Source organism: Collinsella sp. HCP28S3_G2 (assembly GCF_052065125.1).
Classification (GTDB): domain Bacteria; phylum Actinomycetota; class Coriobacteriia; order Coriobacteriales; family Coriobacteriaceae; genus Collinsella.
Genome location: NZ_JBQHUO010000001.1, coordinates 342,326 through 357,320 on the forward strand (window position 1 = coordinate 342,326; position 14,995 = coordinate 357,320).

A 14,995-nucleotide genomic window follows, 5' to 3' on the forward strand; every position below is an offset into this window, starting at 1 on the left:
GAGAGAGTCATGAATGTTGCGCTGATTGGCTCCGGCTCCTGGGGAACCGCCATCGCCGGCCTTGCCGCCGCGCGAGCCGAGCGCGTGACCATGTGGGCCCATAGTGAGCAGACGGCCGCCGGCATTAACGGCGAGCACCGCAACCCGCGCTATCTGGTGGACTACGTGCTGCCGGAAAACGTTGTCGCCACCACGGACCTGGCCCAGGTACTCGACGGCGCCGACGCCATCATCTTTGCCGTGCCCTCCATGCACCTGCGCGACGTGTGCCATCGGGCAGCGCCGTTTATCGATACCGAAACTCCGGTTCTGTGCCTTACCAAGGGCATTGAGCCCGAGTCCGGCATGCTCATGAGCGAGGTCATCGCCAGCGAGATCGGCAACGAGGCGCGTGTGGCGGCGCTCTCGGGCCCCAACCATGCCGAGGAGATATGCCGCGGCGGACTTTCCGCCGCCGTCATCGCCAGCAAAGAATCGCAGGTAGGGGAGACCTTTAAGGACCTGCTCCTATCCACGGCCTTCCGCATCTACCTGACGCAGGACATGACCGGCGTCGAGGTTTGCGGCGCCATGAAAAACGTCATCGCCATCGTGTGCGGTATTTCCGCCGGTTCCGGCGCAGGCGACAACACGCTCGCCCTTATCATGACGCGCGGCCTCGCAGAAATCAGCCGACTGGTGCACGCCCGCGGCGGCGAGGCCATGACCTGTATGGGTCTTGCCGGCATGGGCGACCTTATTGCCACCTGCACCTCCGAGCATTCGCGCAACCGCACCTTCGGCTACGAGTTTGCCCACGGCGTATCGCTCGACGAGTACCAGGCGCGCACGCATATGGTGGTCGAGGGCGCCGTCGCCGCCCGCAGCGTGAGCGAGCTCGCCCGTTCGCTGGGCGTAGACATTCCGCTCACCTTTGCCGTGGAGCAAACGCTCTACAACGGTGTTACTTTGGATAGGGCGCTCGAGATCCTTACCGACCGCGTCCCCTCTCAAGAGTTCTACGGACTCACCGACTAGCGCAGAAAGGCTACTACCATGGGTTCCATCAAAATCGCTCCGTCCGTCCTCTCAGCCGACATGGCCAACCTCAAGGGCGAGCTCGACAAGATCGCCGGCGCCGACTATGTGCACTTCGACGTCATGGACGGTCACTTTACCGGCAACCTCACCTTTGGCGTCGAAATCCTCAAGGCCGTCAAGCGCTCCACCAAGGTGCCGGTCGACGCGCACCTGATGGTGTCGAACCCCGACGAGACCGTCGATTGGTATGCCGACGCCGGCGCCGATATGATCACCGTGCACTATGAGGCCTCCACGCACCTGCACCGCACGCTCACGCATCTGCAGCAGCGCGGCGTCAAGGCCGGCGTGGTGCTCAACCCCGCCACGCCCGTCTGCGTGCTCGAGAGCATCATCGAGGTCGTCGACATGGTGCTGCTCATGAGCGTGAACCCCGGCTTTGGCGGCCAGAGCTTTATCCCGGGCACGCTGCATAAGCTCCACGAGCTCAAGGCCATGTGCGAGCGCCACGGTGTGTCGCCCATGATCGAGGTCGACGGCGGCATCTCTTCCAAAAACATCGCCGAGGTCGTCAAGGCCGGTGCCGATGTCCTGGTGGCCGGCTCCGCCGTATTTAAGTCCGAAGATCCCGCCGCCGAGGTTGCCCTGCTGCAGAAGCTGGGCAACGAGGCCGCACAGGAGGCATAAACCCTTATGACCGCAGGTCAAAACCGCATACCCGTGAATCTTGACTATGCCGCCTCGACGCCCATGCGCGCCGAGGCGCTCCTTGCGCAGCGCGAGTACGACGAAAGCGAGCTTGCCGGCGTCAACCCCAACTCGCTGCACTCGCTCGGCCGCAAGGCTGCCGCACGTCTGGAGGTTGCACGCCGCGAGATCGCCCGCAGCTTAGGCGCGCGCGTTCGCCCGTCCGAGATTGTCCTAACCAACGGCGGTACCGAGGCCAACCAGCTGGCGCTCCTCGGACTTGCCGAGGGTGCTCGTCAGCGCGATCGTAAGCGCGAGCGCGTGATCGTGTCTGCGATCGAGCACGATTCGATCCTGGACAACCTGCCGCTGCTGCGTGCCGCCGGCTTTACCGTCGACCTGGTGCAGCCCTGCCGTGCGGGCTACATCGAGCCTGCCGCGCTGAGCGACTTGTTGGGCGACGACGTCGCGCTCGTGAGCATCATGGCCGCCAACAACGAGACCGGTGTGGTACAGCCTATTCGCGAGCTTGCCGCGGCTGCGCACACCGCGGGTGCCCTGTTCCATACCGATGCCATCCAGGGCTACTTGCATATTCCGCTCGATGTGACCGAGCTGGGCGTCGATGCCATGACCGTTGCAGCACACAAGATTGGCGGCCCCGTAGCCTCCGGCGCGTTATACCTAAAAAGCCGCACGCCGCTGCGCCCCCGCATCTTTGGCGGAGGACAGGAAGCCGGACGTCGTGCCGGCACGCAGGACCTGCGCACGCAGCTGGCCTTCGCCGCTGCCGCCTCGTCTCTGGCGCCCCATGTGGCTCAGGAGCGCGAGAAGCTGCAAGCCCTTTCCGACAAACTCTACGCCACGCTCACGGCCCATCCGCGCATTCACGCCACCATGGGCGACTACACGCAAGCCGACCGTCTGCCCGGCATGGTATCGATCTATATTGACGGCATGGACTCCGAGGAGCTCATCATCAAGCTCGACGCCGCCGGCTTTGAGGTTTCGGCCGGATCGGCTTGCTCGAGCGGCAGCATGGACCCGAGCCACGTGCTGAGCGCCATGGGCATTGGTCGCGAGCAGGCGCTGGGCGCACTGCGCATCTCCTTCGATGACCGCGTGAATCCGAGCGATCTGGACGACTTTGCCCAGACGCTGCTCTCGATTGTAGGTGCCGCATGATCGTCGCCGAGCTCGAGCGTGCCCTGCTGGCACGCTATCCCAAGACGGACGCCGAGCCCTGGGACCACGTAGGCTTATCCGTTGGCGACCCCGACGACGAGATCCGCGGCGTTGCCTGCGCGCTTGACGCCACCAGGGACAACGTGCAGCGCGCCTTGGAAGCCGGAGCCAACGTGTTGCTCACGCATCATCCCGTCTACATCAAGGCGCCCGAATCGTTTTGCCCGCCCAGCGCAACGCGCCCCCAGTGCAGCGCGGCGCTCTACGAGGCGGCCCGCTGCGGGGTGAGCATTATCTCGCTCCACACCAACCTGGACCGCTCGCACGAGGCGCGTGCCTGTCTATGCAAGCTGCTGAACGCCGTGCCCGATAGCTCGCTGGAGCACGTGGACGACCCCGAGTCGACCGGCCTGGGCGCGCTTGCAACACTCAACGACCCGTGCACGCTGCGCGATCTTGCCGCCCGTGCTGCCACGGCCTTCGGAAGCGACCCACGCGTATGGGGCGATGCCGAGCGCCCGTGCCGCACCGTCGCCATTCTGGGCGGCTCCCTCGGCGACTTTGGCGAGCTTGCCATCGCCGCCGGTGCGGATGTCATCGTGACGGGCGAGGCGGGCTATCACGTGGCGCAAGATCTTGCCTTGCGCGGGCTGAGCGTGATCTTGCTCGGCCACGATCGCTCCGAAGAGCCGTTCGTGGATATCTTGATGAACTCTGCGGTTGACGCCGGGGTCGACCCCCGTCATGCGATTAAAATACTGAACCCTTGCCAATGGTGGACTGTGACAAAAGGAGAGAACTTATGAGCGCCGGCGCTACGCTACTCAAGCTGCAACAGATCGATTTGGAGCTCGCCCGCAACAAGAGCGAACTTGCCAATATGCCGGAGCTCAAGGAGCTCGCCTCAAAGCGCAAAACCTATGTAAAGCTTAAGTCCGAAATGACCAAGCTCTATGCTCAGCGCAAGGACCTCGACATTGAGCTGGACGATCTCAACACCACCGAGATTCAGACCAACAACGCCATCGAGGCCGCCAAGAAACGCCACTTCGACGGCTCTGACTACCGCGAGGTCCAGGATCTGGAAAACGAGCTCGCCACCCTGGCCAAGCGCCTGGACAAGATTGAGCACACCCGCAAGGATGTCGTTGTCGCCCACAAGGAGGCGCTCGACCGTGAGGCTCGCGCGCAGGCCATCATCGCCAAATTCGAGGAGGGCGTGAAGGCCGACACCAAGGCTGCCCGTGCCAAGGCCGCCGACCTGCAGGCCCAGATTGATGCCGCCACCAAGGAGCGCACCGCGCTTGCCGCCACGCTGCCGACCGACGTGCTCACCGACTACGAGCGTCTGCTCAAGCAGTTCCGTGGCCTGGCAGTCGAGACCATCAAGGGCAACATCCCCACGGTCTGCCACACCGCGCTGCAGGCGTCGTCCATGAGCGACCTCAACCACGACGGTAGTGAGATTACGCACTGCCCGTACTGCCACCGCCTGCTCGTGCTCCCCAACAAGGAAGCCTAACAATGACGACGGCACCCGACAATTCAATGCAACTTGAGGGAAAAACGATCCTGTTGGGCATTACCGGCGGGATCGCCGCCTATAAGTCGTGCAATATCGTGCGCCTGCTGCAAAAACGCGGCGCACGCGTCAAGGTCGTTATGAGCGAGCATGCCACGGAGTTTGTGGGTCCGCTCACCTTTCGCGCGCTCACGGGCGAGCCGGTCGCCGTGGGTCTGTTCGACGACCCCTCCGACCCCATCCACCATATCTCGCTGGCGCAGGAGCCCGACTTGGTGGTCGTGGCGCCCGCGACGGCCAATATCATCGCCAAGATGGCCAACGGCATCGCCGATGACCTCATCTCCACCACGCTGCTTGCCACGCCGCGTCCTATCGTGGTCGCGCCGGCCATGAACAATGGCATGTGGAAGGCGCCGGCCACGCAGGCCAACATGACCACGCTGCGCGAGCACGGTGTCCACGTTGTGGGTCCGGGTAGCGGCTACCTTGCCTGCGGCGATGTGGACACGGGACGCATGAGCGAGCCCGAGGACATCGTCGAGGCCGTCTGCAAGCTGCTCGACCCCGCTCCTCAGGATCTTGTGGACAAGCGCATCGTGATCACCGCCGGCCCCACGCACGAGCCGATCGACCCCGTGCGCTTCATTGGCAACCGTTCATCGGGCAAGATGGGTATCGCCCTGGCGGGGGAGGCCGCGCGCCGCGGTGCCGCCGTCACGCTCGTGCTGGGACCGACATCGCTCGATGTCCCCTGCGGTGTAGCGTGCGTGCGCGTACAAACCGCCGCGGAAATGCTCCAGGCTGCGCTGAGCGCCTTCCAGACGGCCGACGCGGCCATTTGTGCCGCCGCCGTCGCCGACTACACGCCTGCGGCCCCGGCGAACCATAAACTCAAAAAGGCCAACGAGCGCCTGGATCGAATTGAGCTCGTCGAGACCGTTGACATCCTGGCCGAACTCTCACGCCAAAAGGGCGATCGCCGTGTGATCGGCTTTGCGGCCGAGACCGATAACGTCGTGGAGTACGCGCAGCGCAAACTCGTGCGCAAGGGTTGCGATGCCATTATCGCCAACGATGTCTCGCGCGCCGATTCGGGCTTTGGGACCGATACCAACAAGGCCTGGATAGTGAGTACAGCGGGCACGCAAGAACTTCCCGTACTAACAAAACCCCAGCTCGCAGATACAATTTTAGACTTGCTTCAAAATTTGTAAAAAAGTTCTTGCACAAGGACAAAGTTTCGGGTTACTATACTCCCTGTTGCGAGCGAGAGCAGAGCAACAAACAAATGCTTCGGGACGTGGCGCAGCTTGGTAGCGCACTTGACTGGGGGTCAAGGGGTCGCTGGTTCGAATCCAGTCGTCCCGACCAGAAGTTTGCAGGTCAGGCACCTAGTGCCTGACCTTTTTTTATCAGGAATCATCAGGGAATCACCGGAGAATCACCGGCTGTTTTTTAGCCAATAAAGACACGCCCTTCTACCTGCACTTTTGTAGAATCTCGGTTTTAATGGATCCCCCCTTCACTTTCTTTCCATATTTGTTGAATTCACTGATTCGTTTTGATTCCACATTTGTAGTCTATCTAGCCTAAATTTTTCTACATACGCGAAAATCACCTACCTGTGCCTAGCTACTGCGGCTACGACATCCAAGCCAACTGTCCCGCCCTGCTTCACTAATTCCCCGCACGTTCGCACGGAACCCCGACACCGCCCAAGGGCCGCGATACTTTTTTGATTTCTTTCGGCAGCGAGAGGAAGGCTTCCGTGCCTGCCGAAACAAGGCACTGCGCTCCAAAAAGCTAACGCCGCGGGTATTAAGCCGCCACCGCTACGGTGCCACCGGCCATCGCTGCGGGCACCTGCGGCGTAATCGCCCCAGAGTCCGCCATCTGGGCCGCCATGCCGGCGAAGTCCTAGGCGACGGCGTGAGCGTGCGGCTCAGGGCGGCGTTCGCGCCGTCATTCTCGTGCGACCTCAAGAGAGTGCGTCGGCGCGGGCTCGACTAGGGCGAGCTCGCCACCGTCATCGACTTCATCATCGAGAACGCCCCGAAGCGCTGGAGGAACTTCATAGACGCCGCATGCGCACGCTCAAGGGCGCATTGAGGGGCAGGGCTGAGGGCTTTAGGATCGGGGCTTGGGACTAGAAGGGGGCTCGGAAGTCGCGGGTCAGGATTCGAACATCGACCCACGCGCTTGGCGATTCTTACCAGTTCAGACGGCTTGCAGGCTATTCGCGCTGCGGGAGAGACTCGCACCACTGCAGCAATGCGCTCAACATAGCGGGCTTGTCTTGCACGAACTGTTCACGCCTCACACCGCGGCGCGGCTCAAAGCGAATGACGTAACCCCTGTTGTCCAGGTACACGTCATAGCTTTCGGGGGCGCCGGGCAGGTTCAGCGCTACATGGCGCGTGCTGCGAATGCGTTGCGGCGCCTCCGTAAGAGACTCGTTGGGCAGCTGACCGCCGCATATCTCTTCTAGTGCGCGGAAGCGGCGTCCGAAGCTCAGGTAACCGTGGCAACCGCTGTCTGCATGCCCGGCACAGCAGAACTGCGTTTTATAACCCTTATCGTTCAGTATGCGCACATGGGGCTGCAGCTCGTGGTCGATCGCTACCAGGTGATCAGGGCGCTTGCCGCATTCGCATTCGCTCAAGGGCTTAAAGCACTTCGGGCACACGAACAGCATGCACTTCATGGTTTGCTCGGACGTGAGCTCTGTGATGCCCAGGGCTGCGATTTCTGCCGCAGGGGCTTCGGGCTGCACGCAGGGGCATCCGCTTGCACGCAGAATGGCGTCGATGCACGCCACGGTGGCGCGCTCCATTTCCAGAGCGATGGCTTCGTCGCGCATTGCGCCAAACGCCTCGATGTCTTTCGTAACTGCAGAAAGCGGGGTTCGCTGAGAGATGTACACGAATGCGTTCTCTTCCCTCGCAGTGGGTTCGCCCTCAATCTTCACCGTAACGCCGGCTTTTGCATAGGTGCCGTACTGCACGCCGTTCGCTTTGTCCAGCGCCTGGACCTCACCCCGCGTGAGACCATGCCACAGCACGCCTTCCACAAACGACTCATCCTTGCGCGTGATGGTGGGACGGCCCTTCGCGTCGCACGCCAGCGTGTAGCCATAGAGCTTCGCCTTGACTGCATAAACGTGGTGGCCGCTCTCAAGTTTTTTAGCAATGCGGTCATGGCTGATGTCAAAGCCATATGCAAAGTACGGAGTTTCCGCATGCACGCGGGTGCCTACGACGTGTTCGCGCGCGTCGAACGCCGGGCCAGAGGGGCGATTAAAGTTGTGCACGTCAAACTCAGGCAGGCTGTTGCACCAGTCGAGCAGGGTGCGCAGCAGGGCTTTGCGCTGCCTTTCGAACTCATCCAGCGTAAGGGAGTAGCTAAGGTCTGCCCGCAGCGCGGGGTCGCTGCTGCGCACCGCGCGGAACCCTTCGGGGACGTCGATCTTGTAACCGAACTCGCCTGGGGTCTTGATTGACAAGTAGATGCGGTGAGACCCGCAGAAGGTGGCCTCACTCGCTTCCATCACCTGGTAGCGCTTAGAGCGCAGGATGCGTCCATGCTGCTGAAGGCCACGGGGGAAACGGCGTGCGTAGTAACCGGTGTAACAGCATGTGCAATCGGCGATCTGGTGACCTTCACCGCACACGAAGTCGGCGTATTCGCGTGCAGCGGGGAGGTCGATCTTGGCTGCGCCATACGCCGCCGACTCTTCTTGCGCGCGCAAGCGGTCCAGGCTGTCGGCGCGCATGTCGGACATCTGCGCCAAGGTTGCCTCATCAAGCTGCATCACGCGGCCGGCTTCGACCACGCGGTCGATGTAATCGTACTTTTCGGTGTACCTGCGCAGCGGGGTGCGCTCAGAGATGTAGACCATCGCCTCAAGGGTTGCGGGAACCACATCGCCTTCGCGCCCAACGGTCACCGTTTCCTTGCGGTAACAACCAGATGCAATGCCTTCGTAGCGGTCGAGAGACGCCACGTGAGAGCTATCGAGCGCCCACAGCGCGCCTTGCACATGCGACCCCTCGCGCTTGGTGATGGTGAGGTATCCGGCGGTATCGAACGCCAGTTCATAGCCGTTCAGGGTCGCTTTGCCCAGCAGCACCGCGCCGGGGCAGCGGGTTTCAACTTGATGGATATCAAGGTTGCTACCGTACGCGAAGTTGATGATCGAGGGTGCAGTCTCGGGGTGACGGGCTGAGGCGTTGTTGCGCTTCTCGTTGTACTTCATGGTTCACGCCTTTCGGTGTTGTGATGGGCTTCGGTCGCTCGAGCTGATTGCAGCATACAGTCTGAAGCCGAAAAGGCGTGAAAACCTGAGATTGTCATTTTAAGAAATAGAACGAAAAGGACGGCCATGCACGAAATCGCGCAGGCAGAAAGCGCTGTTCGAGGCGCATCCTGCGAAAGGATACCCGTTCAGAAGGGTTGTTGCCAGTTTTTATCGATTCGATTTTTTACGAGCGCACGAAGAGGTTGCGTTTAGAAAAACGCAAGGGCGGCTGTTTCGCCTGTAAGCAAACATGAAATCGGCCGCAGCGGTACCGCCTGGGAGGGCGGACGAGGGACTTGGCCGCAACCTAATCCCCGGGTGCGGCTGCTACGCTCACTACTTGAGAATCGTCGACCGCCCAGTATCTGCCATCCAAAAGTTTAAACACGATATAGCTGCCGTCTTTGCTTATTTCGGCGGCGTTTACGCATTTCTGAAGATCGGCGTGGCGCGCGTAGCGGCCGTCGAGCTCATCTCCATTTACAAGCACGACTTTAAGGTCGAGGCCCATCTTCTCGTACATGACAATGCGATCTAAAACGGACACCTCGCTTGAGTCGAAGTCGGGCCTTAGCCCAGCGAGGCGAACCCCTCGCTCATCCAACGCTTTGTCGATTCCGCCCTTGGCGTAGTCGCTCAGCTGGTAATAGATTCTGCGCGCGAGATCATCTGCCACGACGCGCTCTGGGTCCCCGCCTGACCGTTCCGCTCGAAACTCGCCTAATGCCGACAGCATCAGGTACACCTCATGCAATCGCAGCGGCAGAAAGATCGGGTGAGCCGTCGACTTCAGGCCGCCGCGGCTTGTCGGCTCGGCCTTGATGTAGGAGTCGCCAAAACGCACGCCGTCTGCCAGGGCGCTCAGGCGCTTTTGCACCGCCGTGCGCGAGCAGCCCAGGTACGCGGCGATCGCTTGCTGGGTCATTCCCTTATGCGCCGCTTTGAGCAGCATGAGATTTGCCTCGTCCGTGCCTATGAACGACTTGTCCAGGTTGTAGTGGCGCTTTTTTGGGGCGCCGCCGATCTCGTTGCCCTTTTCGAACAGCTCGTGCACGCTCAGGAACAATTCATGGCGGCCGTTGCTTTGGGGGCCTTCCTCTGAGTTGGCATAATCTGCCAGCGCCTTGCAAAACAAGCGATAGTTTTCGTCAGTGACGAAAATGGGCCACTGCATGTTGTGAAAGCGTGTGCCTTCACGTGTGTCGGCGAATTTCGAATACGCAGACTCAGGATCGCAACCGACCCTTTCCGCAATTTCCGCAACTCTCATGCCAATCCCTTCCGCAACCCAATCACACGCACGAAAAACCTATCAAGCCAGAAGATTGATGTGGCAAAAAAGAAGAAGAGGCATTACACCCCTCCTTCTGGACAGCCTGCACCCCGGTTCCCTGCCTGCCCGTTCGCCCCCCGAAACCCTCGGGGCGCTGTGGGGTCGAACCCCTCCGCATGGAAAATTCTATCGCGGCCATGCCCGCTATGCGTGTCACGCACACCACGCCAAACGTCAGGTTTACCAGCCGGGACTGAGCCCTCTTTCGAGAGCAGGGTTATATTAGCATCTACAAACTCGAAAAACCCTGCCGCATTTGAGGAGTACCAAGAAAACGGTCTACACCTTGAATATCAACCTCATCCGAACACCTCCCGCATTCACACGAACATGTACGGATGAATGCGGGAATCCGATACCCTGAGGGCCGGATCGGCCGGCCCACTAGGCACGAGCGGGACACGGTCCAGAGGATGCCGGAGCGCAGGGTCCCGTGCAGGGAGATCGCGGGGGAGCCGGGCAGGTCGCCCTAGACGGTGAGCGCCGAGGTTCCGTCGCGCCCACCCATGAAAAGAGGGTTTCTTTGCGGGCGCCGCATCCGCACGCCCCCGCAAAGAAACCCCCGCACTCGCATCTCTACCTGCGAACCCGCACGCGCCCTCGCGCACGCGCCGCGGCAGCTGCTAGTCGCGGTAGAACGAGCCCATGTAGCGGATGTACTCGTCCTCGGTGTGGTTGGCCTTCCAGTCGTGGACGGAGTCCTTGTTGCGCTGGCCGGCGATGACGGAGAGCTCCTTACCCAGCTTCTCAAAGGCCTCGTCGACGCACTCCTCGGGGGTGAGGGCGATCTTCATGACGGCCTCGCCCTGCGGGCCGCCGGGGAGGTTGGACAGCAGGCTGGGGGTTAGGGTGGTGCCGAGGGTGATGACCTCGACGTCGACACCGGTGCCCTCGCACTCGCAGGCCACGGCCTCGGTCATCTTGAGGATGAAGGCCTTGCCCGCGCCGTACTGGCCGTTCCAGGGGCTGGAGCTGATGCCGGTCATCGACGAGACGTTGATCACGGCGCCGCGGTCCTGGGCGGCAAAGATCCGCATGTAGTGGTGGAAGCACTTGAGGAAGGTCACGACGTTGACGTTGATCATGGCCTCGTGCTTCTCCCAGGGAGTGTCCTGGATCTTGCCGAAGCTGTGCAGGCAGGCCACGTAGCTCATGAAGCCCATGTCCAGGCCCTCGGTCGCGGCGAAGACGGTCTCGGCAGCGTCGGGCTGGCTAAAGTCGGCGCGCACGACCTTGGTCTCCACGCCGTAGGTCTCACGGATCTCGCCGGCGAGCACGTTCAGCTTCTCCTCGCGACGGCCGACCATGACGACATTCATGCCGCCGGCGGCGATCTTCTCGCAGAACGCCTTGCCGACGCCCTCGGTCGCGCCCAGGATCAGGCCCCACTCACCGTACTTTTCCCTCAGGTTCATACTGCATCCTCTCTCTCGATGCCCATGCGGGCACCTCTCCTTTAGCGTGCGGCCGCTCAGCCGCATACGGTGCGCCATTATGCGCTGAACAAGAGGGGAGTGCGTTCACGACTTTGCGAACGAGCCCGAAACAACGATGAACGGTGTCGGTCTATCACCACAATGAAACCCTTGCAGTATCAAGAGGGGAGGTGCTGGCGGGTGGAACCAAAAGGTGAACGCCGCCCTGGCGTGAGCGGCGTTCGATGTGGTTTTACCCACCTTGGTAGCTATTCACCAGGAGGGCATTGCGACCTCCGGTCGCCTTTGCTGTATCCCCTTGTGTGCCCATGTACAAAGGGATGCATCGCTATTCTGCGCCGGTGCTCGACGTCACCGCTTCGGTAGGCTCGGCAAATACGTTTCTCGCAATGTTCATGGTCGGCGTGATGCTCGATGTGCACATCGATACCGAAGACCTGGGACCTCATGCGCCTCATCGACTACGTTGCGGCGCGCGGCGCGTGGAGTCTGCGCGAACTCGGCTGCGTCGGCTTTTCCGGCGGTGCCATGCAGACGCTCTGCCTCGCTGCGCTCGACGAGCGCGTGCGCTGGGCGCTCATCAGCGGCTACCTCTACGGCGTGCGCGACGCGCTGCTCACCCTCAACAATAACTGTAGCTGCAACTACCAACATAGCCCTCGCGGCTACTTCCTGTGAGAGTTTTTTGTTAAAGCAACGGCACGAGAGTCCTCGTGGCACCCAGCAGCGTCCTCCACATGTCTGGACTCTCTATGCTCGCGCTGGATAGACATCGCCAGAACGGGTATAGTATCGAGAGTTTTGTCGTTTACCAGCGGGGGAGTCCTGTGGGCATCAAAAAGAAGATCAAAAAGGAGCTTATCGGCACCTCCGATTACCCGTCGAATAAGATTTTCACGATCTCCAATTTCATAACCTTCACGCGCCTGATCCTCACGCTGGTCTTCCTGTACCTGTTTGTGACGGATAACAACCGTGTCGTCGCCATTGTCATCTATGCCATCGCGGCCTCCACCGACTGGATGGACGGTCAGATTGCCCGTATGACTAAAACGGTCTCGTGGCTCGGCAAGGTTATGGATCCCATCTGCGACCGTGCGCTGCTATTTACAGGCGTTTTAGGTCTCGTGGTTCGCGGCGAGCTTCCCATCTGGGTCTGCGTGCTCATCATTGGGCGCGATATCTACCTGGGCATCGGCACGCTCATCGTGCGCCACTACCACCGCCGCCCCATCGACGTAGTGTTTCCCGGCAAGATTGCCACGGCGCTGCTCATGACCGGCTTCTCGCTCATGCTGCTGGGCTTTCCCGTCGTGGACGGCTGGCATCTGCTGCCCGCCACGTTCACGGCCTTCCCGGGCCTCAACGGCAGCTCGGTACCGCTTGGCATCTTTTTTGTGTATGGCGGCGTCATCTTCTCCATGCTCACCGCTGTCATCTACTCCATTAAGGGTGGAGCGGCCATTAAACAGGCTGTTGCGCATCCAGAGGACGAAGACGTCGACTTTCTTAACCCCGAAATCGAAGACTAAGCCATTGGGGTATTATTACGTACAGTTCATTCTTTGCGGCATGTCCGCGTTAAGTTAGGGGTTATCATGGACAACATGGTTAACAATATGCCTCAAAACGATAAGACTGCCGACGCAACCTGCGTCTTCCGTGTGCCTTCGAGCGACGTTACCGTTCCCGATCTTATGGCGAACGTTCGCATCACTGCCCCCGTTCTGTCTATTGTCAAGGGGCCGCAGACCGGTGCTGCCTTTGAACTCGAGGATGATGTGACCACCATTGGCCGCGATCCGGCAAACGGCATTTTCCTCAATGACATGACCGTATCGCGTAGCCACGCCCGCATTATTCGCGAGGGTCTGGCTGCTCGCATCGAGGACTTAGGCTCGCTCAACGGCACGTGGGTTGACGGCGCTATCGTCAATGCCGCCCCGCTGCACGACGGATCTTCCGTCCAGATCGGTACGTTCACGCTCATCTACCACGAGAGCACGCCGGAGCGCATCGAAACCGGTGAGTAGGGCATGGCCGAACGCAACTATCTGAGTATCGGCCAGGTCGTCAATTTACTTCGAGGCGCATACCCCGATCTTTCGAACTCAAAAATTAGATTTCTAGAAGATGAGGGGCTCATCACCCCTCATCGTACGCCAAAGGGGTATCGCCAATACTCCAAGGAGGACGTTGACCGTCTAGAGGTCATTCTGCACCTGCAGAAGACTCGCTACATGCCGCTCAACGTGATCAAGCAACGCCTGGAAAACGCCACAGATCTCTCCACGCTTGCCTACGAGGTGGGCCTGCTGTCCGATGTTCCGCTCAAGACGGAACCAAAGGAAACCAAGCAAAAGCTGCACCCCATCGAGACCATTCCGGATATGTTGGGCGTCGAGATCTCGTTTATTCGCTCCTTGGCCGAAAACGACCTGATTCGCATTATCAAGAGTCCGCAAAACCGTGAGCTCGTCGACGGGCGCGATTTTCCGATTATCCGCTACTGTTCCGAGCTGTCACGCTTTCATATCGAGCCGCGAAACCTTCGTCAGTACGTATCATCCGCCAACCGCGAGTCTTCGATGTTCGAGCAAGTGCTCGTGAGTATGCTTGGCATGGACACCTCCGATGACGAACGCGATGCCAAGCTCGAACGCGCGTTTAAGAAGTTACATGACCTCACCGAGGGCGTGCATACTGCGCTGCTCAAGAACCGCGTATTTGAGTCACTCAACGCTGTAGTCGAGGACGCCGATATCGATGCCCTCGATGAGGAGATCGCACGCTCCGAATCAACCAAGGCCAAAAGCGAAGAGGCATCTGCCTCCGCGGTCCCCGTGCGCGAGGAATCCCTCGTGCAGCCGCTTAAGGTTGTCGCCCCCTCGCACACCGGCACCGCCAGCGCGGACAAATAAACGCTTCTACAAACCAGCCTCCCATGAAAGGTCACACCATGTACGACTTCGAATCTCACATCGTCGACATCCCCGACTATCCCGAGCCCGGAGTCGTCTTTAAGGACATCACGCCGCTCTTTAGCAATCCCGAAGCGCTTAAAGCCATGGTCGACGCGCTAACGGAGCATTTCTCCGGTATGGGCATCACTAAGGTCGTAGGACCCGAGGCTCGCGGTTTTATGGTAGGTGTGCCTGTTGCCGTGGCACTCGGCGCCGGCTTTGTTCCTGCACGTAAACCGGGAAAACTGCCACGTAAGACCGTTAGCCAGGAATACGAGCTCGAATATGGAACCGATTCGATTGAGATTCACGTCGATGCCATCAGCTCTAAAGATACCGTGTTGATTCTGGACGACTTGGTCGCGACGGGCGGAACCGTCGAGGCAACAGGTAAACTGGTGCGAGATATGGGCGCAAAGCTCGTAGGTTATGGTTGTATCCTTGAGCTTGCGTTTCTTAATCCGCGCAAGAAGCTCACGCCTTCTAACGAGGACGTTGAGCTCTTTAGCCTGGTAACGGTGGACTAGCCGCTACCCTTAGATACTGGAA

14 protein-coding genes and 1 tRNA gene are annotated in these 14,995 nt (G+C 60.4%); 12 read left to right on the forward strand and 3 right to left on the reverse strand.

Going from position 1 to position 14,995, the window contains the following annotated elements; translation table 11 throughout:
* Positions 1-9: 9 nt before the first annotated feature.
* The 7 genes from ACTNB2_RS01570 (at position 10) to ACTNB2_RS01600 (ending at position 5,788) form a co-directional block, all read left to right on the forward strand.
* Positions 10-1,017 carry an NAD(P)H-dependent glycerol-3-phosphate dehydrogenase gene (locus tag ACTNB2_RS01570; RefSeq protein ID WP_441041319.1) on the forward strand — a complete coding sequence of 336 codons (1,008 nt, stop codon included), beginning with the start codon at positions 10-12 and terminating at the stop codon, positions 1,015-1,017.
* Between the two features lie 18 nt (positions 1,018-1,035).
* The gene (gene rpe / locus ACTNB2_RS01575; RefSeq protein WP_441030938.1) at positions 1,036-1,707 is read left to right on the forward strand and encodes a ribulose-phosphate 3-epimerase; all 672 of its coding nucleotides are present in this window, start codon (positions 1,036-1,038) and stop codon (positions 1,705-1,707) included.
* 6 nt (positions 1,708-1,713) lie between these two features.
* The gene (locus ACTNB2_RS01580; protein WP_441041321.1) at positions 1,714-2,892 is read left to right on the forward strand and encodes a cysteine desulfurase family protein; all 1,179 of its coding nucleotides are present in this window, start codon (positions 1,714-1,716) and stop codon (positions 2,890-2,892) included.
* Entirely contained in the window at positions 2,889-3,698 is an 810-nt protein-coding gene (locus tag ACTNB2_RS01585) for a Nif3-like dinuclear metal center hexameric protein (protein ID WP_427717435.1), read from the forward strand. Before ACTNB2_RS01580 ends, ACTNB2_RS01585 begins: the two co-directional genes overlap by 4 nt.
* Positions 3,695-4,414, forward strand: coding sequence for a zinc ribbon domain-containing protein (locus ACTNB2_RS01590; protein WP_427726754.1), 720 nt, complete (start codon positions 3,695-3,697; stop codon positions 4,412-4,414). The genes ACTNB2_RS01585 and ACTNB2_RS01590 overlap by 4 nt, the downstream gene beginning before the upstream one ends.
* Positions 4,415-4,440: 26 nt before the next feature.
* Complete coding sequence (gene coaBC / locus ACTNB2_RS01595) at positions 4,441-5,631, forward strand: bifunctional phosphopantothenoylcysteine decarboxylase/phosphopantothenate--cysteine ligase CoaBC (protein ID WP_441044774.1); 1,191 nt, start codon at positions 4,441-4,443, stop codon at positions 5,629-5,631.
* Positions 5,632-5,711: 80 nt separating this feature from the next.
* A tRNA-Pro gene (locus ACTNB2_RS01600) sits at positions 5,712-5,788 on the forward strand.
* 862 nt (positions 5,789-6,650) lie between these two features.
* Here ACTNB2_RS01600 and ACTNB2_RS01605 read toward each other — a convergent pair.
* From ACTNB2_RS01605 to ACTNB2_RS01615, 3 genes are all read right to left on the reverse strand, one after another.
* Complete coding sequence (locus tag ACTNB2_RS01605) at positions 6,651-8,672, reverse strand: gamma-glutamylcyclotransferase family protein (protein ID WP_441041324.1); 2,022 nt, start codon at positions 8,670-8,672, stop codon at positions 6,651-6,653.
* 349 nt (positions 8,673-9,021) lie between these two features.
* Positions 9,022-9,984: a helix-turn-helix domain-containing protein gene (locus ACTNB2_RS01610; protein WP_441041325.1), complete on the reverse strand. Its 963-nt coding sequence runs from the start codon at positions 9,982-9,984 to the stop codon at positions 9,022-9,024.
* Between the two features lie 686 nt (positions 9,985-10,670).
* Complete coding sequence (locus ACTNB2_RS01615; protein ID WP_154516391.1) at positions 10,671-11,462, reverse strand: 7beta-hydroxysteroid dehydrogenase; 792 nt, start codon at positions 11,460-11,462, stop codon at positions 10,671-10,673.
* A gap of 435 nt (positions 11,463-11,897) precedes the next feature.
* On the opposite strand from ACTNB2_RS01615, the gene ACTNB2_RS01620 reads away from it, so the two are divergent.
* The 5 genes from ACTNB2_RS01620 to ACTNB2_RS01640 all read left to right on the forward strand — a co-directional run bounded on the left by ACTNB2_RS01620 (position 11,898) and on the right by ACTNB2_RS01640 (position 14,973).
* Positions 11,898-12,161, forward strand: a complete 264-nt coding sequence (locus tag ACTNB2_RS01620) for a hypothetical protein (RefSeq protein WP_441038634.1) — start codon at positions 11,898-11,900, stop codon at positions 12,159-12,161.
* A gap of 149 nt (positions 12,162-12,310) precedes the next feature.
* Positions 12,311-13,015 carry a CDP-alcohol phosphatidyltransferase family protein gene (locus ACTNB2_RS01625; protein ID WP_441041327.1) on the forward strand — a complete coding sequence of 235 codons (705 nt, stop codon included), beginning with the start codon at positions 12,311-12,313 and terminating at the stop codon, positions 13,013-13,015.
* Positions 13,016-13,081: 66 nt separating this feature from the next.
* On the forward strand, positions 13,082-13,516 hold the full coding sequence (locus ACTNB2_RS01630; protein WP_195838557.1) for an FHA domain-containing protein: 435 nt from the start codon (positions 13,082-13,084) through the stop codon (positions 13,514-13,516).
* 3 nt (positions 13,517-13,519) lie between these two features.
* Positions 13,520-14,404 carry a transcriptional regulator FtsR gene (gene ftsR / locus ACTNB2_RS01635; protein ID WP_154516382.1) on the forward strand — a complete coding sequence of 295 codons (885 nt, stop codon included), beginning with the start codon at positions 13,520-13,522 and terminating at the stop codon, positions 14,402-14,404.
* Positions 14,405-14,427: 23 nt separating this feature from the next.
* A complete protein-coding gene (locus tag ACTNB2_RS01640; protein WP_441044773.1) occupies positions 14,428-14,973 on the forward strand; it encodes an adenine phosphoribosyltransferase in 546 nt (181 codons plus the stop codon).
* The last annotated feature ends 22 nt before the right edge of the window (positions 14,974-14,995 follow it).

Bases quoted from the DNA above. Each gene is read 5' to 3' on its own strand.
- rpe (WP_441030938.1), top strand. From the start codon at position 1,036: ATGGGTTCCATCAAAATCGCTCCGTCCGTCCTCTCAGCCGACATGGCC.
- ACTNB2_RS01615 (WP_154516391.1), bottom strand. From the start codon at position 11,462: ATGAACCTGAGGGAAAAGTACGGTGAGTGGGGCCTGATCCTGGGCGCG.
- ACTNB2_RS01605 (WP_441041324.1), bottom strand. From the start codon at position 8,672: ATGAAGTACAACGAGAAGCGCAACAACGCCTCAGCCCGTCACCCCGAG.
- ACTNB2_RS01630 (WP_195838557.1), top strand. From the start codon at position 13,082: ATGGACAACATGGTTAACAATATGCCTCAAAACGATAAGACTGCCGAC.
- ACTNB2_RS01570 (WP_441041319.1), top strand. From the start codon at position 10: ATGAATGTTGCGCTGATTGGCTCCGGCTCCTGGGGAACCGCCATCGCC.
- coaBC (WP_441044774.1), top strand. From the start codon at position 4,441: ATGCAACTTGAGGGAAAAACGATCCTGTTGGGCATTACCGGCGGGATC.
- ACTNB2_RS01590 (WP_427726754.1), top strand. From the start codon at position 3,695: ATGAGCGCCGGCGCTACGCTACTCAAGCTGCAACAGATCGATTTGGAG.
- ACTNB2_RS01580 (WP_441041321.1), top strand. From the start codon at position 1,714: ATGACCGCAGGTCAAAACCGCATACCCGTGAATCTTGACTATGCCGCC.
- ACTNB2_RS01610 (WP_441041325.1), bottom strand. From the start codon at position 9,984: ATGAGAGTTGCGGAAATTGCGGAAAGGGTCGGTTGCGATCCTGAGTCT.
- ACTNB2_RS01640 (WP_441044773.1), top strand. From the start codon at position 14,428: ATGAAAGGTCACACCATGTACGACTTCGAATCTCACATCGTCGACATC.
- ACTNB2_RS01585 (WP_427717435.1), top strand. From the start codon at position 2,889: ATGATCGTCGCCGAGCTCGAGCGTGCCCTGCTGGCACGCTATCCCAAG.
- ACTNB2_RS01620 (WP_441038634.1), top strand. From the start codon at position 11,898: ATGTGCACATCGATACCGAAGACCTGGGACCTCATGCGCCTCATCGAC.
- ftsR (WP_154516382.1), top strand. From the start codon at position 13,520: ATGGCCGAACGCAACTATCTGAGTATCGGCCAGGTCGTCAATTTACTT.